The sequence below is a fragment of the Blautia sp. Marseille-P3087 genome, from assembly GCF_900120195.1.
Classification (GTDB): Bacteria; Bacillota; Clostridia; order Lachnospirales; family Lachnospiraceae; genus Blautia_A.
Window position 1 is genome coordinate 1,943,311 of the sequence record NZ_LT635539.1, and the last position, 26,837, is coordinate 1,970,147.

The 26,837-nt window shown below is 43.8% G+C and carries 23 protein-coding genes; 4 read left to right on the forward strand and 19 right to left on the reverse strand.

All coding sequences use genetic code 11. From position 1 onward, the window contains the following. Nucleotides 1-91: 91 nt before the first annotated feature. From glgB to BQ7344_RS09250, 6 genes are all read right to left on the reverse strand, one after another. Entirely contained in the window at nt 92-1,978 is a 1,887-nt protein-coding gene (gene glgB / locus BQ7344_RS09225; RefSeq protein ID WP_072522357.1) for a 1,4-alpha-glucan branching protein GlgB, read from the reverse strand. Between the two features lie 254 nt (nt 1,979-2,232). After that, entirely contained in the window at nt 2,233-3,576 is a 1,344-nt protein-coding gene (locus BQ7344_RS09230; protein WP_072522358.1) for a polysaccharide deacetylase family protein, read from the reverse strand. A gap of 83 nt (nt 3,577-3,659) precedes the next feature. Further along, nucleotides 3,660-4,760 (reverse strand): N-acetylglucosamine-6-phosphate deacetylase, encoded by a 1,101-nt coding sequence (nagA, locus tag BQ7344_RS09235; protein WP_072522359.1) that lies wholly within the window; start codon nt 4,758-4,760, stop codon nt 3,660-3,662. Beyond that, entirely contained in the window at nt 4,757-6,055 is a 1,299-nt protein-coding gene (tig, locus tag BQ7344_RS09240) for a trigger factor (RefSeq protein ID WP_083585522.1), read from the reverse strand. Before tig ends, nagA begins: the two co-directional genes overlap by 4 nt. Nucleotides 6,056-6,082: 27 nt before the next feature. Next, the gene (locus BQ7344_RS09245) at nt 6,083-7,423 is read right to left on the reverse strand and encodes a polysaccharide deacetylase family protein (RefSeq protein ID WP_072522360.1); all 1,341 of its coding nucleotides are present in this window, start codon (nt 7,421-7,423) and stop codon (nt 6,083-6,085) included. 24 nt (nt 7,424-7,447) lie between these two features. Then, nucleotides 7,448-8,938, reverse strand: a complete 1,491-nt coding sequence (locus tag BQ7344_RS09250) for a polysaccharide deacetylase family protein (RefSeq protein WP_072522361.1) — start codon at nt 8,936-8,938, stop codon at nt 7,448-7,450. A 257-nt stretch (nt 8,939-9,195) separates the two neighbouring features. On the opposite strand from BQ7344_RS09250, the gene BQ7344_RS09255 reads away from it, so the two are divergent. Next, on the forward strand, nt 9,196-9,639 hold the full coding sequence (locus BQ7344_RS09255) for a hypothetical protein (RefSeq protein WP_015541590.1): 444 nt from the start codon (nt 9,196-9,198) through the stop codon (nt 9,637-9,639). A 77-nt stretch (nt 9,640-9,716) separates the two neighbouring features. Here the strand turns inward: BQ7344_RS09255 and BQ7344_RS09260 are convergent, their stop codons facing one another. The 9 genes from BQ7344_RS09260 to BQ7344_RS09300 all read right to left on the reverse strand — a co-directional run bounded on the left by BQ7344_RS09260 (nt 9,717) and on the right by BQ7344_RS09300 (nt 18,388). Further along, nucleotides 9,717-10,172, reverse strand: coding sequence for a YwiB family protein (locus BQ7344_RS09260; RefSeq protein WP_072522362.1), 456 nt, complete (start codon nt 10,170-10,172; stop codon nt 9,717-9,719). 9 nt (nt 10,173-10,181) lie between these two features. Then, on the reverse strand, nt 10,182-11,000 hold the full coding sequence (gene murI / locus BQ7344_RS09265; RefSeq protein ID WP_072522363.1) for a glutamate racemase: 819 nt from the start codon (nt 10,998-11,000) through the stop codon (nt 10,182-10,184). Nucleotides 11,001-11,068: 68 nt separating this feature from the next. Further along, entirely contained in the window at nt 11,069-11,344 is a 276-nt protein-coding gene (locus BQ7344_RS09270; protein ID WP_072522364.1) for a hypothetical protein, read from the reverse strand. 68 nt (nt 11,345-11,412) lie between these two features. After that, a complete protein-coding gene (locus tag BQ7344_RS09275) occupies nt 11,413-13,086 on the reverse strand; it encodes a GerAB/ArcD/ProY family transporter (RefSeq protein WP_072522365.1) in 1,674 nt (557 codons plus the stop codon). Further along, a complete protein-coding gene (locus BQ7344_RS09280; RefSeq protein WP_072522366.1) occupies nt 13,067-14,611 on the reverse strand; it encodes a spore germination protein in 1,545 nt (514 codons plus the stop codon). Before BQ7344_RS09280 ends, BQ7344_RS09275 begins: the two co-directional genes overlap by 20 nt. A gap of 106 nt (nt 14,612-14,717) precedes the next feature. Then, on the reverse strand, nt 14,718-15,413 hold the full coding sequence (locus BQ7344_RS09285; RefSeq protein WP_072522367.1) for a GntR family transcriptional regulator: 696 nt from the start codon (nt 15,411-15,413) through the stop codon (nt 14,718-14,720). Between the two features lie 30 nt (nt 15,414-15,443). After that, entirely contained in the window at nt 15,444-16,313 is an 870-nt protein-coding gene (gene ispE, locus BQ7344_RS09290) for a 4-(cytidine 5'-diphospho)-2-C-methyl-D-erythritol kinase (RefSeq protein ID WP_072522368.1), read from the reverse strand. Nucleotides 16,314-16,409: 96 nt separating this feature from the next. After that, entirely contained in the window at nt 16,410-17,966 is a 1,557-nt protein-coding gene (locus BQ7344_RS09295; RefSeq protein ID WP_072522369.1) for a DUF3794 and LysM peptidoglycan-binding domain-containing protein, read from the reverse strand. A 17-nt stretch (nt 17,967-17,983) separates the two neighbouring features. Further along, nucleotides 17,984-18,388 carry a protease complex subunit PrcB family protein gene (locus BQ7344_RS09300; RefSeq protein ID WP_072523406.1) on the reverse strand — a complete coding sequence of 135 codons (405 nt, stop codon included), beginning with the start codon at nt 18,386-18,388 and terminating at the stop codon, nt 17,984-17,986. Nucleotides 18,389-18,559: 171 nt separating this feature from the next. Between BQ7344_RS09300 and BQ7344_RS09305 the strand changes: the two genes are divergently transcribed. Continuing rightward, nucleotides 18,560-19,300, forward strand: a complete 741-nt coding sequence (locus tag BQ7344_RS09305) for a lysophospholipid acyltransferase family protein (protein WP_072522370.1) — start codon at nt 18,560-18,562, stop codon at nt 19,298-19,300. Here the strand turns inward: BQ7344_RS09305 and BQ7344_RS09310 are convergent. Both BQ7344_RS09310 and BQ7344_RS09315 read right to left on the reverse strand, forming a co-directional pair. Beyond that, complete coding sequence (locus BQ7344_RS09310) at nt 19,297-19,821, reverse strand: spore maturation protein (RefSeq protein WP_072522371.1); 525 nt, start codon at nt 19,819-19,821, stop codon at nt 19,297-19,299. The genes BQ7344_RS09305 and BQ7344_RS09310 overlap by 4 nt on opposite strands. A 138-nt stretch (nt 19,822-19,959) precedes the next feature. Then, complete coding sequence (locus BQ7344_RS09315) at nt 19,960-21,195, reverse strand: galactokinase (RefSeq protein WP_072522372.1); 1,236 nt, start codon at nt 21,193-21,195, stop codon at nt 19,960-19,962. Between the two features lie 219 nt (nt 21,196-21,414). Between BQ7344_RS09315 and BQ7344_RS09320 the strand changes: the two genes are divergently transcribed. Continuing rightward, the gene (locus BQ7344_RS09320) at nt 21,415-22,299 is read left to right on the forward strand and encodes a helix-turn-helix transcriptional regulator (RefSeq protein WP_072522373.1); all 885 of its coding nucleotides are present in this window, start codon (nt 21,415-21,417) and stop codon (nt 22,297-22,299) included. A 453-nt stretch (nt 22,300-22,752) separates the two neighbouring features. Further along, the gene (locus BQ7344_RS09325; RefSeq protein WP_072522374.1) at nt 22,753-23,526 is read left to right on the forward strand and encodes an HD domain-containing protein; all 774 of its coding nucleotides are present in this window, start codon (nt 22,753-22,755) and stop codon (nt 23,524-23,526) included. Here BQ7344_RS09325 and BQ7344_RS09330 read toward each other — a convergent pair. Further along, nucleotides 23,498-24,142: a nucleoside recognition protein gene (locus BQ7344_RS09330; RefSeq protein WP_072522375.1), complete on the reverse strand. Its 645-nt coding sequence runs from the start codon at nt 24,140-24,142 to the stop codon at nt 23,498-23,500. The genes BQ7344_RS09325 and BQ7344_RS09330 overlap by 29 nt on opposite strands. 194 nt (nt 24,143-24,336) lie before the next feature. Continuing rightward, nucleotides 24,337-26,793 (reverse strand): glycogen/starch/alpha-glucan phosphorylase, encoded by a 2,457-nt coding sequence (locus BQ7344_RS09335; protein WP_072522376.1) that lies wholly within the window; start codon nt 26,791-26,793, stop codon nt 24,337-24,339. Nucleotides 26,794-26,837 lie beyond the last annotated feature (44 nt).

Below are 26,837 nucleotides of genomic sequence, written 5' to 3' on the forward strand. Positions count from 1 at the left end.
CGGTCGCGTTCAGTATAACCTATCTTCACAGAAAAAGCAATGGCTTTTACATACAATTAACCATTGATTTCAACCCCACTTTTGTACAGGATTAATAAGTAAATACTGCAACTCCATATCCCGGAAGCGAATAACCGAAGGAATATTCTCTGTGATCGCATTCCTGTTCTTCTGCTTTAAAAATCTTTGGTTTGTCGAGGAGTCCGTTTTCATCCATGATCAGCTTGTACTGTTTTTTCTTCGGAACACCTACACGATAGTCTGGTCTGTCGACCGGTGTGTAATTTACCACAAACAGAAGATTATTTCGCTTCGTCGGTGATTTTCTTATCAGGCTGAAAATGCTTCTGTATGCATCATCCGCATTGATCCATTCAAAGCCTTCCGGATCATTGTCGGCTGCATACAGTGCCGGGTACTTCGTATACATATGAAGAAGTGTCTTCACAAAATTCTGAAGATCCTGATGCTTTTCTTCTTTGAGGAGATACCAGTCAAGTTCTCTCTCCTCACTCCATTCACGGAGCTGCCCGAACTCCTGTCCCATAAACAGAAGTTTCTTGCCCGGATGGAACAGCATAAACGCATATGCAGCTTTCAGATTACGGAACTTATCGTCCGGATATCCAGGCATTTTGTTAAGCATCGAACATTTCAGATGTACAACTTCATCATGAGAAATAACAAGTACATAATTTTCACTGTATGCATACGTCATGGAGAAGGTCATCTTGTTGTGATTGTCTTTACGGAAATACGGATCCAGCTTCATGTATTCAAGGAAATCGTTCATCCATCCCATATTCCACTTCAGCGAGAAACCGAGTCCACCGTCCTCTGCCTTACCGGTAACCAGCGGCCATGCCGTTGATTCCTCTGCAATCATGACAGTACCATGATTCCTGCCAAGCACAACTGTATTCAGATGTTTGAAAAATTCGATTGCTTCGAGATTTTTGTTGTCACCATATTTATTGGCAACCCATTCCCCATCTTTCTTGCCGTAATCCAGATACAGCATAGATGCAACCGCATCGACACGCAGACCGTCTACGTGGCATTCCTCTATCCAGAAAAGCGCATTGGCGATCAGGAAGTTTTTGACCTCCGGCCGGCCGTAGTTGTAAATCTTCGTTCCCCAATCCGGGTGCTCTCCCTGTCTCGGGTCTTCATGTTCATAAACAGCCGTTCCGTCAAAGTTTGCAAGTCCGTGTGCATCCTTCGGGAAATGTGCCGGAACCCAGTCAAGAATAACACCTATCTTGTTGCGATGAAGATAATCTATCATATATTTGAAATCTTCTGCTGTTCCGTAGCGGGAAGTCGGTGCATAATAACCGGTTACCTGATAGCCCCAGGAGCCATCAAACGGGTGCTCTGCAATTCCCATAAGTTCAACATGGGTATAGCCCATTTTCTTTACATAAGCAGCCAGCTCATGTGCCAGTTCGCGATAATTGTAAAATCCCGGATCATCCTCATCCTTTGCTTCATGTTTCTTCCATGAACCGGGATGAACTTCATAAATTGCCATCGGACTCTTTTTCTCATTAAATTCCGGACGGTGTTTCATCCAGGTAGTATCTTTCCATTTATAACTGGAAATATCTGCAATTCTGGATGCTGTTCCCGGACGAAGCTCCGCTTCATTGCCATATGGATCGGCTTTGTAAATTTCCTCACCGTGATAACCGATAATATAAAACTTATAAAGGTCACCGATTTTTGCCTCAGGTATAAAAGTCTCATAGACTCCGATTGGTCCTGTCTTCTGCATCGGGTTCTTCTGAATATCCCATTCATTAAATTCACCCACTACAGAAACAGATCTGGCATTCGGTGCCCACACTGCAAAATAGACACCTTTTTTGCGTCCCCGCATCGTAGGATGCGCTCCGAGCTTTTTATAAATGTCGTAATGGGTTCCCTGTCCGAACAGATACTGATCCAGCTCTGTAAACTGCAACTTCTCTCCCATTCAAACGTACCTCCCTTAATTGTTAATTTGCTACTTTCTGATTCTTCATCGGCATTATGCACATGATTAACGCCGATCTTTCGTATTTTTATAGACACATTATACCAATCCATATAGTTCCCGTCAATTAAAACAACAAGAAGTCTGTAAGAAAAAAATTACAGAAAACGTAAAAAAAGAGAACTTGTCCGGCAGGAATGTATCTGTACTTCCCTGCCATTCATGTCCTCTTTTGTAAGCTGCTTTATTCCGTATTACTCCTCCGAATAATCGCCTTCATCATAACTTCCGTCATCGGAACTTCCATCATCGTAGGAACCATCATCTGAAGATTCATCATCGGCAGAGCCATCGTCAGAACTTCCATCCGATGTATCTGTACTTCCGTCATTAGAAGTATCCGTACCATCTGTGCTTTCATCACCGGATGTATCTGTGGTATTTCCGCTGTATCCTGCAACGATTCCCTTCTGCAGGGAGCTATCCCAGAAATCAGAATAATTGGCACCCTGTAAGGTAACTCCCTTCGCTGCTGCCAGCTCGCTGACAGTCATCAGCTTATATCCTTTCTGCACAAGTTCCGGAATCATCTTGATTGCCGCCTGTACAGAAGGTTCATGAATATCATGCATCAGAATGATAGAACCATCTGTAAGGTCACCATTCATAACTGCATCATAGTCCTTGTTTACATCCAGATAACTCCAGTCCAGAGAATCCAGTGACCATGTAAAAAACGGTTTACCTACAGTAGAAATGATATCATCACTCCAGTTGCCATAAGGTGCACGTGCCACACTTGCTTTCTGTCCACAGGCTTTTTCCAGTGCTGCATCTGTATCCGAAAACTGTTTTGCCACAGAGTCCATACTCAGATCATAAAGATTCGGGTGATCCCAGGAATGGCTGCCGATCTCACAGCCGATATCCGCCATACGCTGTACTGTGGATTCCCAGCTTCCTACATTCTGTCCAAGCATAAAGAATGTCGCATGTGCATTGTTTTCTTCCAGACAGTCAAGAAGTTCATCAGTGTATTCTCCCGGACCATCATCAAAAGTAAATGCAATTCGTGTCTTATGCTGACTCGGATCATAAGTACCATCATCGTTGAAGTAATAATCATCAAATCCAACTTCCACCCATCCGGTCTTTATGTAACCGTTATCATCAAAGTAATATGTAGAACCATCGATTTCCTGCATACCGCCGGCGAAATATGTACCATCTGCATTCTGATACCATTTGCCGTTTTCATCGTCATGCCATCCGGTTGTAAGCTGTGCCGCTTTCGTCAGATCGCTCTGCCCTTTGACCGGCTGGCGTATCGCCGCGTTTGTTTCTGTACTCGTATCTCCTGTATCTGTACTGTCCGAACTGCTGTCAGTAGTTGTGCTGTCTGTCTCTGCCTGTACCTGCTGTGGTTTCTCTGTATTTCCGCCACCGGCTCTGTTAATAACCGGAAGAATGATTCCGCGGATTACAAAAATCAGTACCAAAATGATTGCAACGACATATGCACCCTTTTTCATCATCTGCCGTCGTCTTATCTGCTGTTGCTTTTTGCGCATTCGTTCGCGCAATACCCTCTTATCCATTGACTCCACCTGCTGTATTTTCTATATCTTTATCTTTTCTTATTATCATAACGCATTTAATTCTGAAATACAATGACAGGTATTTAAATAACTCTCTTTAATTCAAGATTTTCACTTACAAGCAGTAAGTCCGCCTGCTTTCCGATTCGAATAGAACCAACACGGTCAAATATTCCAATACTTCTGGCAGGATTTGCGGTTGCCGCCATAATCGCCTGTTCCAGTGGAATTCCAAATTCTACGGCTTTGCACATACATCCATAAAGATTCGTCGCAGAACCGGCAAGCGTGCCATCTTTCAGAACTGCTTTTCGATCCTTAACAGTTACTTCCTGTCCGCCAAGCTCATATGTACCATTTTCCATCCCTGTCGCACGCATAGAATCACTGATGAGGATCACACGCTCCGGTCCGAACAGCCGAAATGCTGCGCGGATTGCAGACGGATGAATGTGATATCCGTCGCAGATCAACTCAACCATGCACTCCGGATCATCCATTGCCGCACCGATCAGTCCCGGTGCTCTGTGCCCAAAAGGCTGCATCGCATTGTAAAGATGCGTAACATGATGCGCACCAAGCTTCATTGCTCTTGATGCGCAATCATAATCTGCTGCTGTATGTCCCAGTGAAATGCAGACCTCTTCGTGCATTTCCTTTATAAATTCTTCTGCACCTTCCATATTCGGAGCAAGTGTAACAAGACGCACCAGGCCATCGACATCCTGATTCAGTTCTCTTACAAATGCCGCATCCGGTGCTGCGATCCATTCCTCTACATGTGCACCCTTTTTGACAGGATCAAGAAACGGTCCCTCCATATTGATGCCGACAACTTTAGCTCCCTCTTCTGTCTGTGCGCCTTTGATTGAAGCAAAGATCTGGCGGAGCCGTTCTTTTGGAAATGTCATCGATGTCGGGCAGTAGGAAGTAATTCCGCAGCGTTTTTCGTACTGCAGGATCTTCTTAAGTCCTTCCGGATTTCCATCGGAAAAATCCTCCCCCGCTGCACCGTGACTGTGGATATCCACAAGTCCCGGCAGTACCAGCAGACCTTCTGCATCTATGACTTTTCCGTCATCCTGATATTCGGCTTTGTCTACCAGACGATGATCGTTGATATAAAGTGCCTGTTCCAGAAAACTTCCATCCTCCTGAAACACCTTTCCGCCTTTTATGATCATTCTTCAGCTACCTCGTCTGTAGCGTCCTCTGCGGCTGCATCTTCGGTATCCACATTATCTTCTGTATCATCGCCCGTATCAATATCCATGGATTCATCATATTCTTCCAGATCATAACCTTCGTCTACCGCATCCGCATCATCACCTGCTACTTCTGTGACATTTGCATTATCAACGATAAAACGCTCTACACGCAGAAGAGCCAGTGATTCATTGACTTCCTGTTCGCCGTATGTCTCGATCATTTCATCAATGCTTGCAAATCCATATTCCTCAATCAGATCATCTTTTAACTTCTGAGTTTCTTCATCATCAATGCTGAGTCCTTCTGCATCCATGATTCCCTGCACGATCAGATTCTGTTCTACTTTGGACTCTGCATACTGCTGGCATTCTGACTCATAATCTTCCTCTGACATTCCCTGAGATTTCAGGAAATCAGCCATCTCCATACCGGCATCTTTCACATATTTTTCATTGAGTTCCTGATAGGATTTCTTTGCTGCATCAACATCTTCTTTCGGATAATCTTTGATTTCGGAAGCTGCCTGTACTTCATTCCATGCATCACTGTAAAGCTCATAATCTGCGGTCTGCACAGCTGTGTCTTCAAGCTGTGTCTTAACTGCTGCGCGGTATTCATCAACAGTCTTATATTCTGTATTCTCAGCTACCCATTCATCAGTCAGTTCTGCCGGACGGGTAAATTTCTGAAGTGTAACTTTAAATACAACAGCTTTTCCTGCTACGGATTCTTCATAATAATCGTCAGGGAAAGTCAGATCCAGTTCTTTTGTTTCACCGGATTTCATTCCGACAATGCCATCCTCAAATCCGTCGATCATCTCACCGTCACCGACCACAAGCTCATAATCTTCTGCAGAACCACCGTCAAATTCTTTGCCGTCAATAGTTCCTGTAAAATTGATAGTTACAGTATCTCCATTTTCTACGGTGCCGTCTTTTACTTCAGTACCATTATCTTCCAGATTATAATTGATCTCTGCCTGCACATCATCGTCTGTAACTGGCTGTGAAGTACGGGTAAGTTCCAGTCCCTTATATTCACCTATTGTCACATATTTGGAAACATCTTTGACGGAAACCAGTCTGTTTTCCCCGGAAGAATCTGTTTCTTTTGTGTCTGTATCGGTGCTGTCTTTCTCTGAATCTTCACTGTCCTTTGTATCAGTTGTTTCTGTGGTCGTTTTTTCTGTATCAGATGATTTGCCGCATGCGGCTGCTGAAACCGCCATACACATAATTAACATTGCAACTACTGCTTTTTTCTTCATAATAAAGCTCCCTTCATTTTAACATCTTTACATTTGAGGTACCGGTGTCGGTCTGGAAGAATCCCATACATCAGCCACATCAAAGAGGTCACTGAGCATTTCCGGATTGTAATACATACGATATCCATCGAGATTTCTTCTTCCCTGACGGAAATACTGGTCTGTGATCTGTACAAAATACTGGCTGGAATCTACATTACAGAAATAATCATATCCTGCACTCTTGTAATACTGGAATTTCGGGTTATCTGAAGAATATCCCGACCAGTCACCGATATCGGCACCAAATGCAAAGATGATCATATCGGTATCTCCAAGGATCGGTGCAACATAAGATTTCCATTTCTGGTCATCCGTCTTAAGGTCTTCTGCGGAACGCTCCGTTGCATTCATATGTCCCCACGTGTGGCTTGCAAATTCCCATCCTTCTGCCTTCATGGCATCAGCAACTTTTGTCGCATCTGCCACATCCTGATCATAGTCAAAATCCGGATTGTCTTCCAGGAATTTCTTCTGATCATCCTGTAAGTTCTCACCGGTCTTGTAAGCAATATCGGTTCTGTATCCAAGCACTCCGTTGTATCCGGTCATAGCAAGGATTCCCTTGCGTCCATGATAAGAAAAATCCGGATGTTCTTTAATGAAAGTATCCAAAAGCGGTACAAGATCGTAATCACCGACTGATACACTTCCATCTGCTTCGACGTATTCGTTCTTTACCTCTCCATTCTCATCCAGCACCAGTTTCGATGCACAGCCATCACCATCCATGTAGTGATAATAGCTGACATCATCCTGTGAAAGAACAAATGGAATCTTGCCTTCCGGCACCATGATCTTGCCACGGCTCATCGTACCGTCATCATTCACTGTCGCCATATCATGTGGACTTACCAGAACATATCCCTTGTCATACATGATCTGAATAATTTTATTGAACTCACTGACTGTCGTCATTACCTGATTATAATTTCCTGATTTTGAATCACCGTCAAAAGCTCTGCCTGTATCATCAATCAGCGTATGAAAAAAAACATGTGTGATCTGCTCCAGTGGATATTCCACCAGTGTGGATTTGGCAACCTGACATTTTGCTGCAAGATCCATATAATCTTTATTTGTATCAAAATCATCCTGCTGTTTCAGAAGTTTGATTGCTTCATCATAATTGTACTGCTGGTACATCAGCGTTGCCTGATCCAGCACCGAACCCTCACTCTCTGAAGTATCATCTTTCTTATCTGAATCCTTTTTGGCTGCTGAAACAGTCTGCGTAAGTCTGTTTCCGATGTCTGTCGGGAAATAACCTCCGCCTGCCAGAACAGCGGCTGTCAGAACAGCTGTCAGTATCATTGCTCTTTTTTTCATCTCATTGTTCCCCTTTACTTATCATCAGCCCATTGGCGGCACCGGTGTCGGTCTGGCAGGATCAAACACACTCTTTGCATCAAAGAGATCCTCCAGAAGTTCCGGATTGTAATACATACGGTATCCGTCTAAATTTCTTCTCCCCTGACGGAAATACCGGTCTCGTATCTGTACAAAATATTTGCTCGAATCTACATTACAATAATAGTTATATCCCATACTCTTCAGATATTCAAACTTATCTCCGGAATAATCTTCTGCATCTGTAAGATCTGTTCCGAAAGCAAAAATAATAATATCTGTCCCACCGATCAGCGGATCCACGTTATCCTTAAATTTCTGCGTATCTGCCTGCAAAGTCTCCAGTGAGATCTGTCCGATATTCTGATGTCCCCATGTATGACTTGCAAATAACCATCCTTCTTCTTTCATGGCATCGGCAACCTTTTTGGCACCTTCCCGCTCTTTTTCAAGGCTGAAATCCGGGTGATTATCCAACCATTCTACTTTATTGTCATCCAGATCATCCGGTCTTGTCTCATAGCTCTGATCAGTACGGTAACCAAGGATGCCATTGTATCCGGTGAGTGCCACAATCCCCTTTGCTCCTCTGTAGGAAAAATCCGGATGCTTCTCAACGAAACGGTCGATCAGTGGAACCATGTCATAGTCACCAACTGAAATGCTTCCGTCGTCTTCTACATATTCATTACGAACCTTGCCTTCATCATCTACCACAAGTTTCGTTGCATATCCGTCTCCATCCATATAATGATAATAGCAGACATCATCCTGTGACAGTACAAACGGAATCTTGCCCGGCGGAAGAAGAATCTCTCCCGGTGTCATTGTACCGTCATCGTTCGCCTTAGCCATATCGTAAATACTGACCATGACATAGCCCTTTTCATACATGGTCTCCGTGATCTTGTTGAATTCATCGATCGTTGTCATGACCTGATTGTAATCCGCTTCTTTATAATCACCGTCAAAAGCTTTAGACGTATCTTTGATCAGTGTATGGTAAAAAACATGCGTCACTTCTTCCAGCGGCCATGAAGTACAGGAATCTCTGTCTGATTCGTATTCTTTTACCGCATTCTGCATATCGGTATTGCTCTCGTAGTCCGACTGTTTCTTAAGAAGATCGATCGCACTCTGATAATCATACTGCGCGGCCAGAAGCTTCGCCTGATCCATTGCACTTGGTCCCTGCTGCTCCGCCGGGACTTCCTGTGAATCTTCTTTCTTCTGTGTCTCTTTCGCAGAAGATGCTGACTGTGTACTGCTGTGACGGATAAAACCAGCAATACCATTCACGGCCCCTGCTACTACCACGAGTGTAATAATACCTGTCGCCCCAAGGATCATAAGCTTTTTCCTGCGTTCCCTCTTCTGGCGTCTCAGTCTGCGCTGACGGCGTCTCTCCCTCAGCTCACGGTCTATATCATCAGTCATATCCGTATATCCGCCCTCTCGGTCTGTATCCGTATTTTTGTTCTCTGTCTCTTTCATACTAACTCCCTGTATGGTTTATTCTGTAATTCCTAGTATACCCGTAAATCGGTGTATTTTATTACAGCCTGCTGATTTTTACATGTTCCACATATAAGAAATATGTTTCCATTATACCTGTTTGCCCGCTGTATTTCCATATCTTTTCCTGTTCTTCATGGAATTTTCCTGAATTTGTTTGCCTTTTGTAATAAATGATGTTAGAATATATTTCGCATGACATTAGTTTGTAAATTTACATATTGAGGAGGGTATTTATGAGTACACTTACCATCGTCCTTCTTGTAATCCTGATCATCCTGATCGGTGCTCTGATTGCTCTTTATTTCTTTGGAAAGAAAGCTCAGAAGAAACAAGAAGAACAGCAGGCTCAGATTGAAGCAGCAAAACAAACCGTATCTATGCTGATTATTGATAAGAAACGGCTTCCATTAAAAGAATCCGGTCTTCCGCAGATGGTGATCGATCAGGCTCCGAAGCTTATGCGTCGTTCCAAACTTCCGATTGTTAAAGCAAAAGTCGGACCGAAGATCTCCGTACTGATCGCAGACGAAAAAGTCTTTGATCTGATTCCGGTTAAGAAAGAAGTCAAAGCAGAAGTCAGCGGTTTATACATCGTTGGTGTAAAAGGAATCCGTGGTTCCCTTGAGACTCCGGCTCCTAAGAAAAAAGGCTTCTTCGCCAGATTACGTAATAAATAATTTCATACGGATCATAAAGCAAACACCCGAAGGTTCATCCCTCCGGGTGTTCGTTTTTGTAATTACATATCTGTTCTTCAATTTTCATAAAAAGAAAAATCTCCGAGATCTTTTGACTGTGCCTGAACCGTCAGGTAACAGTCTGCCACATGTTCTTCATTCATATCCAGTGCATAATCCACTTTCATTTGAATGCGGTCTTCATCCTCCATGATTTCAAGACCTGTTGCGGCAATTCCCATCTGAAGTGTTCCAAACGGTGTCGAATAAAGAGTCATATTTTTTTTGCCCTGTTCAAACACCATATGTACATTTACCTGCCCCTGCTTACGTACTTCCACACCCTGTGAGGACATTTTAATGTAATTGACTGTCGGCTGTGCCGTATCATCCATCATTTCTTCATAACGAAGATAGTGGCTTCCGTTTCGATAATAATACTGTCCGGGAACAACGATTTCAAGCGGTTCCTGCTCATCCTCCGTATCCATCATCTGAAGTCCCCGTACACGAATAAGTACATCTTTTTTCATTTGTTTCTCCTAATACTTCTCAATGTCGATTTTGCGTGTCATAGTTACATCATAAGGCAGAATGGAATTGGCAAATTCCTTGAATTCATCTGCAAGGTCACTGACATAAAAGCGGTATGGAAACTCTGCCTGCTGTTCTCCGCTACTCAGAAGATCCATTTTCGTCAGAAGGCTCTTTAATTCCAGTGCCGTCTCATATGCCGGATTGACCAGACGGACTTTCTCACCCATCACTTCCTGAATCGTTGAACGGATCAACGGATAATGCGTACATCCGAGAATCAGAGTGTCTACCTGCTCATCTTTCAGCTCCTGCAGGTAACGGGATGCAACCTCGACCGTAACCGGATCATGCAACCATCCTTCTTCTACCAGCGGTACAAAAAGCGGACATGCTTTACCGATCACCGTAATCTCCGGATCCAGCCGTTTCAGATAAGATTCATGAATGCCACTTCCCACCGTACCTACAGTACCGATCACACCAACTCTTTTATTGTTTGTCTCTTCTGCTGCCACACGGGCACCTGCCTCGATCACACCGATCACCGGTATATCAAGCTTATCCTGTACTGCTTCCAGTGCAAACGCACTTGCAGTATTACAGGCGATCACGATCGCCTTGACATTCTGTTCTCTCAGAAAATGCACGATCTGACTGGAATAGCGAATGACGGTATCTTTTGATTTGCTTCCATATGGAACCCTTGCAGTATCTCCAAAATATACGATTTTTTCTGAAGGAAGATTTCGCATGATCTCACGTGCTACGGTCAGCCCGCCCACACCGGAATCAAACACACCGACAGGCGCATTCTTATCTATCATATATGTATCTCCATTTCTTAAATAATGTAGTCCGGAAAGCCCTGCGACCATCCGGACTATTTATCATCTTACCACCTCTCAAGGGCTTTCGCAAGCCAGAAGGAAATCTTTGGCTTCTGATCTGTCTGTGAAAAGCAAAACTGTGGGTACAGGCTTCCCCACCATGCCATCACCCCGGGTGTATGCGACCCCGGAACACTGCCTCCAAGAAGCGCAAGCGCAAGCATCCCGGCAAGAATTGAAGCTTGTACCCTGTGTTTTCTGTTTCCGAGAATGTCTCTTATTCTTGCCGCCTCTGTTTTCCATATATCTATTTTTCCGTTCTGCCGCAGCCACTCTTTCATATCAAATGCCTCCTGTACATACATAATTTCTGATTACTCTGTCAGAAGTATTGACCATTTTCGGTATTTTATTCCAGAAACACTTCCAGTTCTCCGTCAACAAGCGTAATTTGCGGAAGAGAAAGCAATGCTCCATCCTGATACCACTGATGATACACCTGCCGCAATGTCACTCCTTCTTTTTGCTGTGCCGGAACCCGGTTTTCAAGAAGCCCTGTCAGATAATCCCCGATGGAAGCACCGCCACTGTCCCATTTCAACACAGCCTCCGGATCTTCAGTTCTGAAAAGATAAATATTCTCTCCCGCCAGCGGTTCCATTTTCAGGTAGTTCAAAAAAGCCTCCCACCTGCCGCTTTCCATCAGCTCATTTCCCATGATAATGACCTCGAGATGTCCGATATCAAGATATCGGTTCTGGCTTCTGTCATAAAGCTTCTGAATTACCTCAAAATCGTTTCCTTTCAATGTCAGTACAGAATGATCTGTATTTTCTTCCTCTTTTCCCTGACCGGTCGCCTCCGGCAGATCCGGCATTCCGTATGAAATGACGAAATCATCTCCTGAAACATCAATGCCAAACGCCAGCGGATACATTCGTTTTTCCGGCTCAATTCCCGCGCAGCCGACACAGGTCATTGCAAGTATCAGGAAAATACAGCCGGCCGCTGCTGCTTTTTTTATCTGTTTCTGTCTGCCGCGCAAGAACAGATACAGTAATATGACAAGAAGTCCCGGCACAAAAATTCGCGCCAGATATTTTTCAAACAGATCTGCGACTGTCATACCGTCTGCCTCAAAAATCGACACCACATATACTGCCACCGGAAGCCAGAATTTTCCTGTCCCGATATGCGCTGATGTCAGTATCCGTTCTCCATAATAAAAAACACTGCCGACTGCAAACAGCAGACTATACAATAGAAAGCCCATCCACAGCACGTCAAACCTCGCCAGAACATTCCCCGGCAGATCTGCCCCTGCCAGCAGAGAAAGAACCGGCCATGTTTCAGACTGCACTCTCCGCCATCCCAGCACAGCCGGAAGCAGCAACAGTACACAGATCATAACCCCGCTGACTGTCAGAATTCCCCATATCACAGTCTTTCCTGCGCTGCCCCTCTTTTCAACATCTTTCATCACAAACGGAAGCAGACTGATTCCCGAGAAAAAGCACAGATAACGGTATGCCGACCGGATACTTGTTTCTATAGAAAAAGATTCCTCCAGAAACAGTTCCGTGATATATTCTGTCTTTCCCTGTCCCGCACACAGTACCAGCAAAAGCAGGATAGCCCCAAGAAAAATCCCTCCTGTAACTTCTGCCATCCTGCCTCTTTTCTGCATTCCTTTTTCCATCCCATAGGCACAGACAAGTACTGCAAATAACAGCAGCCATTTCTCAGAGATACCAAAGATCAGCCACACAGGAATGATCCTGCCGATCAGGTTCAGAAGATACGCTCCCGCCATCACAAGATAGATAAGAAAAAATCCCCCGAAGATTACCGCCCCGGCTTTTCCGAAGGATCGGATCATATCTGCATATCCATAGGTGCTTCGCAGATAAAAGAAAGAATACAACAGAAGAAAAATTACTGCCAGAATAATTCCCATCACACCGGACAGCCCCAAAAGTCCACCTTTTCCATTCAGGCAGAGCAGAAAAGGAGCCAGAAATGTCAGCAGAATCTGACGGTATAACTGTCGGTGTGAAATTCTATTATTTTCTGCGTATTTCATTTTCCGCCTCCTTGCCTGCCGCTTTCGTCTGCGCTTTACGTTTCAGCCTCAGACTCTGGTCACTTTTTGCATATACCGGACGATACTGCCTTTTCTTAAACGGAATGCGCCAGATGCCGTCCCCTACCCGACTTACCGGATGTTTTCTGACAAAGGGAACAAGATACGGCACACCAAAACTCAAAAGTCCGGACAGATGTGAGATCATCAGGTACAATCCCAGTACGATACCATAGATTCCAAGATAACCACCCAGAAACAAAAATCCATATTTCATAAGCCGGAATGCCGATGCAAATTCCTCATCCGGAATCACCATGGAGCCTAATGCTGTCAGCGCTACGATCATCACGACAATGGGGCTTACAAGATTTGCACTCACTGCCGCATCTCCGATGATCAGACCTCCCACGATTCCGATTGCATTTCCAAGTGCGCCTGGTACACGTACCCCGGCTTCTCTGATCAATTCAAAAGCAAGCTCCAGCAGTATCAGTTCCGTCACACTTGTAAACGGCACCCCTTCCCGCGCCTCTGCAAAGGAAAGAAGCAGATTCGCCGGAAGGATCTGAGTATGAAAACGAATCACCGCCAGATAAAGTCCCGGCAGAAGCATTGCAGTCAGAAGTGCCAGATAGCGCAGAATCCTTAAGAAGGATGCCGCCTCGAAATGATGATACCAGTCCTCGCTGCTTTCCATAAATCCGCTGAATGAACCGGGCAAAATCAGCGCAGACGGAGAATTGTCACAGAGCAGCACAACCTTTCCGTTCAGAAGTTCCAGCGCTGCACGGTCCGGCCGCTCCGTAACCTGATACTGAGGAAATGGAGAATACCACGGTTCTTCCGTAAGCTGTTCAAGCATGCCGCTGTCAAGGACACCATCTATCTCATATTCTTCGATACGCTCCTTTATCTGCTCCAGAAGTTCCTCGTGCACCAGATCATTTATATACAGAATCTGCAGCACCGTATTGGAGCGCACACCCATCTGATATTCTTCTACTTTCATTCTGGTATCACGAAGTCTTTTTCGCACAAGCGCGGAATTTGTTTTTACAGAATCTGAAAATCCCTCTTTGGAACCACGGAGCACTTTTTCCGACTCAGCTTCCGATACCCCCATATTCGGATATCCCCTGCTCGAAATTTTCATTGCTCTGTCATAACCGTCAATGAAAAAAACTGCATTTCCGGAAAGAATTGCACCAAAAACTTCGTTCATATCATTCAATTTCTGTACATCGGCAATTCCGAGACTGTTATTCTGCATAAATTCCGGGATTTTTTCCGGTGGAACCTCCCAGAAATAATTGATCATCTTTCCAATGGCTGAATCATCCAGCATCATATTGGAAACTGCCACTTCTATATAGACCATCAGGCAGTCTGCTTTACGTTCTTCTCCGAGACGCATCGGGCGAATCAGAATGTCCGCACAGTTTTCACAGCGTTCTTGTATATAACGTTCATTCTCACGAATATCTGCCGAAATTTTTTTCACGTTTTCTTTTACATCTGTCATGGTTTCCTCCACCGATCAGCGGCCACTCCGCCGATACCTCCCTGATCTGCAAAAAAAGAGAGACACATCACATGCATCTCTCTTAGAATAACCATATTTTACTTTTTTATTTACGTATCTGGCGATTCTGTGTTTCCTCGCGGATCGAGCGGATGATCGCCTCTCTCTGATTCTCAATATGCTGATAAGAAATTTCCTGCGCTCTCTTTACATCACGGTTCTTGATTGCCGCATAAATCTCTTTATGCTCTTTGACCAGAAGATTTCTCGTCTCCTCATCTTTCAGATATTCCACACGGTATCTGTAGATCTGTTCACGCAGATTGTTCAGCACCTGATTCAGTCTGCGGTTATCGGAAGATTTGTAAATCACTTCATGAAAAGCCACGTCAGCTTCTGCAAGTTTTACGAGATTGCCTTCTGCCATCGTCGCCTCAAAATTCTTTGCCGCATTCCAGAGCTCTTCAAGCTGCTCTTCGGTCATCCGCGTGCACGCATTTTCAATAGAAAGATTTTCCAGTGCAATACGCACTTCCAGTACATCGTTCAGATCCTTCTCCGTGATATTGGCAACCTGTGCACCTCTCCGGGGAATCATCACGACAAGTCCTTCCAGTTCCAGCTTACGCATCGCCTCACGTACCGGAGTCCTGCTGACACCGAGGCGCTCTGCAAGCGCGATTTCCATCAGTCTTTCTCCCGGCTTGAGTTCGCCTTTCAAAATTGCCTTACGGAGTGTGTTAAATACAACATCCCGAAGCGGCAGATATTCGTTCATATCTACAGAAAAATCATTCATCATAGGTATCACCTTTCCTGCACACATCCTGATCTATGCACGATCTTTTCGGTTGTAAATCTGTGTTGCAAATACTGTTTTTGCCAGATGGCTCTGTTTCAGGACTTCTGCTGCCTCACGCATCTTCGCTCTGTCATCAAAAATTCCGAACACGGTCGGTCCGCTTCCGCTCATCATTGCTTTCAGTGCACCGTTTGCTTCCATGAGATCTTTGATCTCCTGAATTACCGGATACTGGCGGATGATTCCCGGCTCAAAGACATTTTCCATCTTAGATGTCAGGCTGTAAATATCCTGATTCTCAATATCCAGAAGCATTCCATCGATGTCCGGATGTTTCTGAATGCTGTTCAGATTCAGATTCTCATATGCCAGCTTCGTCGAAACATTGATTCCCGGTTTGCCGACAAGTACATAACAGCGCGGAAGTCCCGGAAGACTCGTAAGTTTCTCACCGATTCCTTCTGCAAGTGCAGTTCCTCTCATTACACAATAAGGAACATCCGCGCCCACCTGTACGGCACGCTTCATCAACTCTTCCTCGCTGAGTCCCAGACGGAACAGACGGTTCACTCCGACAAAAGCAGCTGCCGCATCCGAACTGCCACCCGCCATACCAGCTGCAACCGGAATGGATTTTGTCAGTTTCATGGAAAGACCTTCTCCTACCTCAAACTCATCCATAAGAAGTTTGGCTGCCTTATATACCAGATTCCTTTCATCAGAAGGAACATAAGGAAGATTTGTAGACAATATAATTCCCGGTTCTGATTTCTTACGGATATCCAAAAGATCATACATCTGGATCGTCTGCATGATCATCCGTACTTCGTGATATCCGTCCTCACGCTTGCGGAGTACATCGAGTCCGAGATTGATTTTTGCCATAGCTCGTAAACGCATAAACACACCTCTGTCCTTTGTATTTTTCGTTCTTTTTGTACTTTGTATACAATCTATGTATCTTATTTTATCTGATTTTTTTGTTAATTTCAAGTATCATTCTTCGACTTTTTTTACCAGAAGAAGCGGCGTTCCTGAGGAAATTTCTTCATTTTCCAACGCATTCATACTGCTGATTTCTTCCGTAGTCGTATAAAAGCGTTTTGCAATATCCCAGAGCGTATCTTCCGGCTGAACGATATACACGGTAATTCCAGGCATGCTGCGGATTTTTTCCTGATCAAGTGGATGTTCTTCCATCTTATCAAGAATAAATTCTTCACTGCACTGTATCACCAGCACATTGACACCGAGCATTGCACGGATCTCAAGCTCATTGCTGTCTGCCATGGTCGTTGACAACTGTTCCAGTTCGGTATGCAGATAATAGACACTGTCCTTTGAGATTCCCTTCGCCTCCACGGTATGACTGAATGGAATAACAGTTTCGGCAGAATAAAACGGCATATCATCATTACCTACAATATACAGGACTTTCAGCCGCAGAATCCCGTCCACCTGAATCCCGTCACTGACAATCTGGGTTTTGTCAACTTTGACTTCTCCCTGACTGTGGCAGATCTGCAGAATTTTCCCCTGTGTTTCACGAATCGTCACACGATCCGACAGACGGCATCGTGAGAAATTCCGGATCAGCAGGCTTTCCAGCATTTCCGTTCTGCCTTTTGGCTGATACTGACGAAACGGAGTGTACGCATCCATGATCACATCATGCTCTTCCTCCCGGTAAAGCTTCATATCCAGTTCCAGAACAATATCTGCCTGCAGTTTACGCTCTTCTCCGTCGGCATCCGGTTTGACTTCCAGAGACTGGCTGATCACTGACGCTTCCAGATTTGGAATCATCTCCGAAGTACAGCCGGTGCATTCCACTTCCCCGTTAAACGGAATCGTGTGTTCCAGCCACTGCAGAGAACTTCCTTCGTCCCCGCCCGTATAAAGAACAAAAATAAACAGTTCTCCTTTTGCCTTTACTTTTTGTTCTTCCGGCCGCAGATCCAGTCCACGCACTTCGATGGTATACCACAGAAGTTCCGCAATATCCGGTTTGTTTGAAACCAGCTCAATTTCTTCTTTCAGCCGCAGGGTATCTTTTTTATGTACTGCAAGACTGAGAAGACGCATCTGTTTTTTCTTAACAGAGATATTTTCATCATCCGCCACTACCGGCAGACGGATTCCCGTCAATTCATCCACCGAAGCATAAAACGTGATCACAGCACGGATGTTCAACTTCCGTGAATGAATGATATGAATGCTCAGATCTTCGATCTCCCACTTCAGACAAAGCTTATCTCCATTTACGATTCCGTCAAGGTTCAGAGTCTCCTCAACAGGCAGGCATGCTGAAAGGCTGTAAACTCTCCCGTCTTCCTCTCCCACATACAAAACATCCGCCTGCAGTTTCCCTTTGACAAAAGCATGCCCGTCATTCAGGCGCACTTCTTCTACCGTCACATCACCCTTATTCTGTATCATGCGTCCAATGTCCGGTTTCACATCCGGTACATTATAATCCATGTCCAGCGTTACCTGACTGGTTGCCCTGCTCTTTGTTCGAAGTACCTGAATATCCTCTTTCCTGAATTCCACTTTTATGTCCTCCAATCTCACCGAAACTGAACCGGGACATCCCGGTACTCTGTTTTCACAACGATATATGGATAAGAAGGTTCACCGCCCTGCACTTCCTCCGTAGGGCCGATCAGTTTTGTTTCAAAAAAAACAGCGTTCACAGATGCCGACAGATCTGTCACCTGAATGCTGTATCCTCCACTCATCTGCCTTCCGTATCCCTTTATCAGATAAAGGTCTTCGCCCTTCTGGTATGCCATCTGGAATTCTTTTTCCTTTTTTTCTTCAATCAGCTTTGCGGCTTGCTCAGGAATCTGTGAATGATCCACGACCGTATATTTAATCGAAGTTCTCTCACCCTCTTCAATCCGTACCAGTTTACATCCGCCAAGCATAAGTAAAAGCATCAAAAGCGACAGAAATGCGGCAGTTTTTTTCATAAACAGCTTTCCATTTCCCGGCATCTCATTTCTTCAGTATGTATTCTATGCAGGGGACAAAAGATTTATTGCAAGTATTTCCAAAATCACTTATACTTGTACCAGAGTCCCGTTTTTCGGGATGCTTTTATCTTAGTTTTTATTTCAATTTAACAGAAAGAGGACTTTATTATGATTCGTCTTATCATTGTTGCGATCACAGTCATCGGATTTCTGATTCTTTCCATTCCGATCCTGTTCATCGAATGGATCATCGGCAAATTTTCACCGCGCACGAAAGAAATCAGTTCTTTACGCCTCATACAGGGAGTATTCAAACTGATTTTGTGGGAAGCCGGCACGAAGGTGACGATCATCGGTGAAGAAAATGTTCCGAAAGATACACCTGTGCTTTACATCGGAAACCATCGAAGCTATTTTGACATTGTGCTCAGCTACAGCCGCTGCCCGATCCGCACCGGTTACATCGCCAAGAAAGAAATGGAGCGTTACCCGCTTCTTTCCAACTGGATGCGTTATCTTCACTGTCTGTTCCTTGACCGAAAAGATATCAAACAGGGACTGAAGACTATCCTGACCGCAATCGAAAAAGTAAAATCCGGCATCTCCATCTGTATCTTCCCGGAAGGTACTCGAAACGCAAATGCAGACGAGCTGGAGCTCCTTCCGTTCCATGAAGGAAGTTTCAAAATCGCCAGCAAATCCGGATGCGCGATCATTCCGATGGCTATGAACAACACCGCCGAAATCTTTGAGGCACATATGCCCAAAATCAAATCAACTCATGTCGTTTTGGAATACGGCAAACCAATCTACGTAAAAGAGCTTTCCAGAGAAGACCAGAAACATCTCGGTGTATACACACAGAATGTAATCCATGAGATGCTTGAGAAAAACAAAGAGCTTATTTAAAACAACCGCCCGATACACACAGCAGCCATCATTCCGGCAAGTGAGGCAAGCAATGCCCCCGGTAGTGTGTATCGGGTTTTTTGTATTCCGACAGAACCGAAATAGACACTCATACAGTAAAAAACACTTTCTGTCGCGCTCAACATCAACGCAGCCATCAGTCCGGTCGGGGAGTCTGTTCCGAATTGTTTGAAAATATCCAGAAGCAGACCTGTCGCAGCACTGGAAGAAAAAAGCCTCACCAGTCCCAGCGGAAAAAGTTCCGGTGCAATGCCAAGCGCCCCGGATGCCTTTGAAAGTATGCCTCCCAGAAATTCAAGAAAACCTGACGCACGCAGAACTCCAACCGCCGTCATCAGCCCGATCAGTGTCGGAACAAGTCTCCATACGATCTTTAAGCCTTCCTCTGTCCCTTCCACAAAATCATTATAAATATTTCTTTTTGCGATCAGTCCATATCCAAGTATGTACAAAATTAAAACAGGTATCATAAATACAGAAATGTAAGAAATAAATTTCATAGAAAAAGTTCCTCTTATCTGTAGTTATGATACCTTATGAAGGGTTCGTTATGATTTATGTATAATTTGTCATTTGTAGCTGAATATTTTTTCATCAAAGATAAACAACTGATGTCGTTTTTCTTTTTACGCTATTAATTATCCGATATGAGCAGCACCTACGGCACGGATATCCATCGGATATACATTTTCTCTACCGACAAATCTGGAAATGTATTCTACATAATTATCCTGCTCTTTTTCCGGAACGATAGCTGCAATAACACCGGCAAAACCACCGCCATGAACACGGCATACACCTGCACCGATTTTTTTCAGGAAAAGCTGTGTCAGTGCGAGAGTTCTTGTGATTTTCTGCTCATGGAAATCTTTCATTGTATAGCAGTTCTGCAGAAGTTCCCATGAGGAAGTACCGGATTCATTTACCAGTTCAAGGAATTTCTTATAATCTTCGTGGTGGATCGCATCTGCAGCTTCCTCTACACGGGTAGTTTCTCCAAAGAAATGAAGTGCACGGAGAACCGCTCTGTCATCTTCGATTTCATTGCAGCGTTCAAGAAGTGCATCTACATTTGTTTCGTGAAGAAGTTCTACACCGAGTACTTTGGCAACAGCTTTCATTTCACCCGGAATCTCAGAATATTCCTGGCTGAGATCGGCATGGCCTTTTCCTGTGTTTACGATGACCAGCTTATAACCGAATTTACCGAAAGAGAAATCAAGTTTGCTGTATTTCAGATTGTTTCTGTCTGCGAAATCAAACAGAACCGGACCACCTACTGCACATGCCATCTGATCCATCATTCCGGAAGCCTTGTCCCAGTATACATTCTCTGCATACTGACCGATCTTAGCATAATCGTTGTAGGACATTTTGCTGTCATTGAAGAAATAGTCAATGATCGTACAGATCAGCATTTCAAAAGATGCGGATGAGCTGACACCTGCGGCTGCAATAACATTTGTACTCACATAAGCATCAAAACCAGATACTTTGAATCCATTTTTCTGTGCGCCTTCCATCATACCGGCAACAAGTGCAACAGTTCCTTTTTTGTAGTTGCTTTTGCTGAGTTTGGTGAGGTCTACAACAATCTCATCTCTGTAGCCTTCACTTGTGATATGAATTACCTGTGTATCATTCGGGTATGCAGCTCCTATGGTATCAAGGTTGATACTTCCTGCAATTACTTTACCGCCATTGTGATCTGTATGGTTTCCGATAATTTCAGTTCTTCCGGCTGAAGTAAAGTATTCTGCTTTGTTTTGTTTGTAGATTTTCTCAAAATGATCTGCAAGATTTTTAAAACGGGCACCGCTTACTTCGGTCTCTCCGTAAATTTCCTGAAGTTTTGCTGTTTCCGGTAAATTCATGACTTTGCTCTCCTTTTACATTATATTTTCTGTGCTTTTTATACGTTCGTGTGATTTATAACTTTATTATACTGTTTTCCTCAAAAATTACCTTAATTAATCTGCGAAAAAACAGTAAAATATTGCGTTCTTCACAACTTTTTGTGTATAATAAAGGTAATTTTATGCGTTTAGTTTAATGCAGTATTTTTTAGTTAATACAGAGGAGATTGATTACCTATGCAGATCATCACCAACCAGTTTCAGAAGGAATTAAAAAAGCATGGCAGTGATTATTTTCCGTTTCTTGTCAGTTACCAGAGGCTTTCTGAATATGAATCCAATTCTTTTATGTGGCATTACCACCCAGAGATAGAAATTACCTTTGTAAAAAAAGGTTCCATGCATTACCGTGTGAATAACCGTTCATTTCATCTGAAAGAAGGCGATATTATCTTTTGTAATTCTAATGCCCTGCATACCGGTGAGATGGAAAATCAGAAGGACTGCTCATACATACCGATCACATTTGATCCCAAACTGATCTACGGTTTTTTCAGGAGTACCATCTGTACAAAATACGTCACACCTGTGATTCAGAATCTGTCTGCCTGTGCCATGCACATTGATTGTTCAGAAAGCTGGCATACAGTTTTTCGTGACCGGATGCTGGAAGTTATTGATCTTGACAAAAAAAGGCCGGACTTTTATGAACTGGATATTTCAATACGGATGCAGACTATGTGGCGCCTGCTTGTTGAGCATCTTCCTCACCATCCGATGACTGCCGCTTCTGATCTCACTGAATATGACCGGATTCGGAAGATCATTGCTTATGTGGAGCAAAATTATATGAATCATATTACACTTGCCGAAATTTCCGAGCATATACACCTCTGCGAAAGTGAATGCACCAGACTGTTTAAACGGCATATGAATACAACACTTTTTTCTTTTCTGCAGGATTATCGGATTGAACGAAGTCTTGAGTACTTAAGTTCAGAAGGGACGATCAGCGAGATTGCAGGAAAGGTCGGCTTTTCTGATTCAAACTACTATTCAAAAGTATTTGCCAAAGTGAAAGGATGCAGTCCGAGAGAATATCGGAAGAATTTAATGAAGTAATAAAAAACATAGTCTCACTGGCTTTAAATTTCATGGCAGATTTTGTCGAATCTTGTCAAACGATTTTTATTTTCGTATATTGTAAGTCATTTTTACATATGCTATAATGTCATCAGAAACTTATTATGTTATTCAAGTACCAAAAACGAAAACCCCTCGAGCCGGCACTCCGAGGGGTTTTCTATTCCGTTTTTTTATGGTGGCTTATTCCACAGGCTGGTCACCGACTATTTATTACCGTCCAGCCATTTGTTGATGCAATGACACACTACACCAGCCATGACAGTAAGTATAAAACTTATTATGTCATCCATAGTCACACCTCCTTTCCGTACCGGTGGGAGGCGGTAACAATCCCACTATAGCACATGATGTACTACAGTTATGTCGAACCTTGTCAGTCAATCTATATTTTCGTATACTATAGAAAAATGTAAAAAGGGATGACTTTCTATGAACTATACAGACGCAAAAAACGAATTTGAACACTATCTGGATGGCTATGACCGCAACAATGATAAGGTCCGCCTGAAGATCATACATACCTACGGGGTGGTGCACGATATGGAAGAAATCTGCCACCGCATGGCTTTGTCCCCCGAAGATACCGAGCTGGCAAAGATCATTGCCCTGCTCCATGACATCGGACGCTTCGAACAGCTGAAACGCTTTGACAGTTTTGAACCTGCTACCATGGATCATGCTGCTTACGGCGTACAGGTATTATTTGAAGAGGGCATGATCCGCCGTTTTGTCCCGGAAAATCAGTGGGATGACGTCATCCACACTGCAATTTCCCTGCACAGCAATTTTAAATTAGAAAATATCTCTAATCCGCGAACGCTTCTCCATGCCCGTCTGATCCGGGATGCGGACAAGCTGGACAACTGCCGCGTAAAATTGGAAGATGATCTGCCTGTATTTATGGGTATGTCAGGTGAGGACATCGGTGCACAGACAATTACACCGAAAGTTTATGACACGGTTCTGTCCAACCAGTGCATTTATTCCCCGGATCGTGTTACAAAAATGGACTACTGGGTTTCCTACGTAGCACATTTCTGCGATATTTATTTCCGCGCAAGCTTTGACATCATCAAAGAACATGATTATCTCAATAAAATTATAGACCGGATTCCATACAGCAATCCTGATACCAAAAATAAAATGGAAACGATTCGCTCCCACCTTGCAGAGTTTATCCATCATGCTCACGGATGTGAATAACCTTACAGAAGATCACAGCCACTGCTGTACTGACAGCGGTGGCAAGGATTGCCGGTCCTACGATTGCTGTCGGATCTGCACTCCCATATTTCGCCCGGTAAGCGATCATATTTACAGGAATCAGCTGCAGGGAAGAAACATTGATGATCAAAAACGTACACATTTCATTACTGGCAACTATACTGCTATTTCCGGCAGTATCTTTTTTCTTTCCGTTATCTTCTGCATTCCTCTCTGCTTTTTCTTTCTGCAGCTGCAATTCTTTCAGTTCCTTCATCGCGCACAGGCCCGAACTTGTGCTTGCCCACGACAGCCCCAGCACATTTGAAAGAAAATTAAGACATATGTAATGCGCTGCTTTTGATTCTGTGTCCAGTTTCGGAAACAAAAACCTTATCAGTGGTCTCATCTTGTCCGCCAGCCCCGCAACCAGCCCGGAAGCCTCCGCAATTTTCATCATTCCTGTCCACATCGCTGTGATCCCCGCCATAGAAATACACAGACTGACCGCTTCCCCCGAACATGACACAAAAGCCTTCGTAACTTCATCCACATTTCCGGCCAGCGCACCATACACAATCCCGATCAGAAGCATCCCACCCCATAGATACGCCATTTCTGTACCCCCAAACCATTCCCTCTCCCTTTATTTTATATATCTCTGCCTTCTCCATATTCATATTTTTTCTTAAAACCCAAAGTCCAGACTTCCATTTCGAAGTCTAACCTTCTCACATTTCTGCATTTTCTCCAAAATAAAAGACCAGACCCTTTTTTCAAAGAATCCAGTCTTTTATAAATTATAAGTTATTATTTGATATATACTTTATCCAGATGCCAGATATCTTCCACATACTCTTCGATCGTTCTGTCGGATGTGAACTTACCTGCGCACGCTGTATTCAGCATTGCCATACGAGCCCAGCCTTTTTCGTCTTTGTATGCTTCTTCCACTTTCTTCTGCGCTGCTGCATAGGAACGGAAGTCAGCAAGGATAAAGTACTGGTCTGCTCTTTCTCCACCGTTCTGGTTGAGAAGAGAATTATACAGATCACGGAACAGTTCTGTATCAGAAGAGAAGGTTCCGTTAACAAGCTCTGTCAGTACCTGACGGATCTCGTCATCTGTGTTGTAGATAACTCTCGGATCATATCCACCATTGTTTTCATAGTTGATAACTTCGTCTGCGCTCAGACCGAAAATAAATGCATTTTCTTTACCTACTTCATCCACGATCTCAACGTTTGCACCATCCATGGTTCCAAGAGTCGGTGCACCATTCAGCATGAACTTCATGTTACCTGTACCGGAAGCCTCTTTACTTGCAGTAGAAATCTGCTCGGAAACATCTGCTGCTGCAAAGATCATCTCAGCGTTGGATACACGATAGTTCTCGATAAATACAACTTTCAGCTTGCCTTCGATAGAAGCATCATTGTTGACAACATCTGCTACAGAGTTGATCAGTTTAATGATTTTCTTAGCACGTGCATAACCTGCAGATGCTTTTGCTCCGAAGATAAATGTTCTTGGGTAGAAATCCATTTCCGGATGTTTCTTGATCTGGTCATACAGATAAATCACATGAAGGATGTTCAGAAGCTGACGTTTATACTCATGAAGTCTCTTAACCTGAACGTCAAAGATAGAACGTGGATTTACTTCTACTCCATTGTGCTCAAGGATATATTTTGCCAGACGAACTTTATTCTGGTATTTGATGTTCATGAATTCCTGCTGTGCTTTTTCATCATCCACATAAACTTTCAGTTTGCTGATCTGAGAAAGATCTGTGATCCATTCCGGTCCGATGTGATCGGTTACCCAGTCTGCAAGAAGCTGGTTTCCATGAAGCAGGAAACGTCTCTGTGTGATACCGTTTGTTTTGTTGTTGAATTTCTCCGGCATCATTTCATAGAAATCTTTCAGTTCCTGTTTCTTAAGGATTTCTGTATGAAGTTTTGCAACACCGTTTACAGAGTATCCTGCAACGATTGCAAGATGTGCCATTTTGACCTGTCCGTCATAGAGAATCGCCATCTTCTTGATCTTGTCATAGTTTCCAGGATATTTTTCCTGAATCTCAAGAATGAAACGACGGTTGATCTCTTCGATGATCTGGTATACACGAGGAAGCAGTCTGGAGAACAGCTCAACCGGCCATTTTTCAAGTGCTTCTGCCATAATAGTATGGTTTGTGTAAGCAACTGCTTTAGTTGTAACAGACCATGCATCATCCCATCCGAGTCCTTCTTCATCCATAAGGATACGCATAAGTTCTGCAACAGCTACAGTCGGATGAGTATCGTTCATCTGGAAAGTAACTTTTTCGTGCAGTTTCATGATATCTTTGTGGTTCTTTTTGTATTTTGCGATAGCAGCCTGAAGACTTGCAGATACGAAGAAATACTGCTGTTTCAGACGCAGCTCTTTACCTGCCATGTGGTTGTCGTTCGGATAAAGCACCTCAACGATATTGCGGGCAAGGTTTTCCTGCTCAACTGCTTTTTTGTAATCACCTTTATCGAAGGAATCAAGCTCGAAATCTACGATTGGCTCTGCATCCCAGATTCTTAATGTGTTGACGATTTTGTTGTTATATCCAACGATCGGCATATCAAACGGAACAGCTTTTACTGCCTGATATCCCTTGTGGACAAATTTGTTTGATCCTGTTGCCGGATCATATTCAACGTCAACATATCCGCCGAAATGAACTTCTTTTGCATATTCCGGGCGACGAAGTTCGAACGGATAGCCATTTTTCAGCCAGTTATCCGGTACTTCTACCTGATAGCCATCTTTGATCTGCTGTTTGAACATACCGTAACGATAACGGATACCGCATCCATATGCACTGTAATTCAGAGTTGCAAGAGAATCAAGGAAGCATGCTGCAAGACGTCCCAGACCACCGTTACCAAGTGCCGGGTCCGGCTCCTGATCTTCGATCACGTTGAGATCAAGACCAAGTTCATCCAGAGCTTCTTTTACTTCTTTGTATGCAGTCAGGTTGATCAGGTTGTTTCCAAGAGCACGTCCCATCAGAAATTCCATGGACATGTAATAAACCGTTTTCGGATCCTGCTCTTTGTATGCATTCTGTGTTTCCAGCCAGTTATCAATGATAACGTCTTTTACGGTGTAACATACAGCCTGGAAAATCTGTTCCTGTGTAGCTTCTTCGAGTTTTTTACGATACAGAAATTTGACATTTTCCTTTACGCTCTCTTTGAAAGCTTCTTTTTTAAACTGCTTGTCGATCATCGCGTTTCCTCCTTATTGTGCAGCTTAAGCTGCGCTTTTTGTTC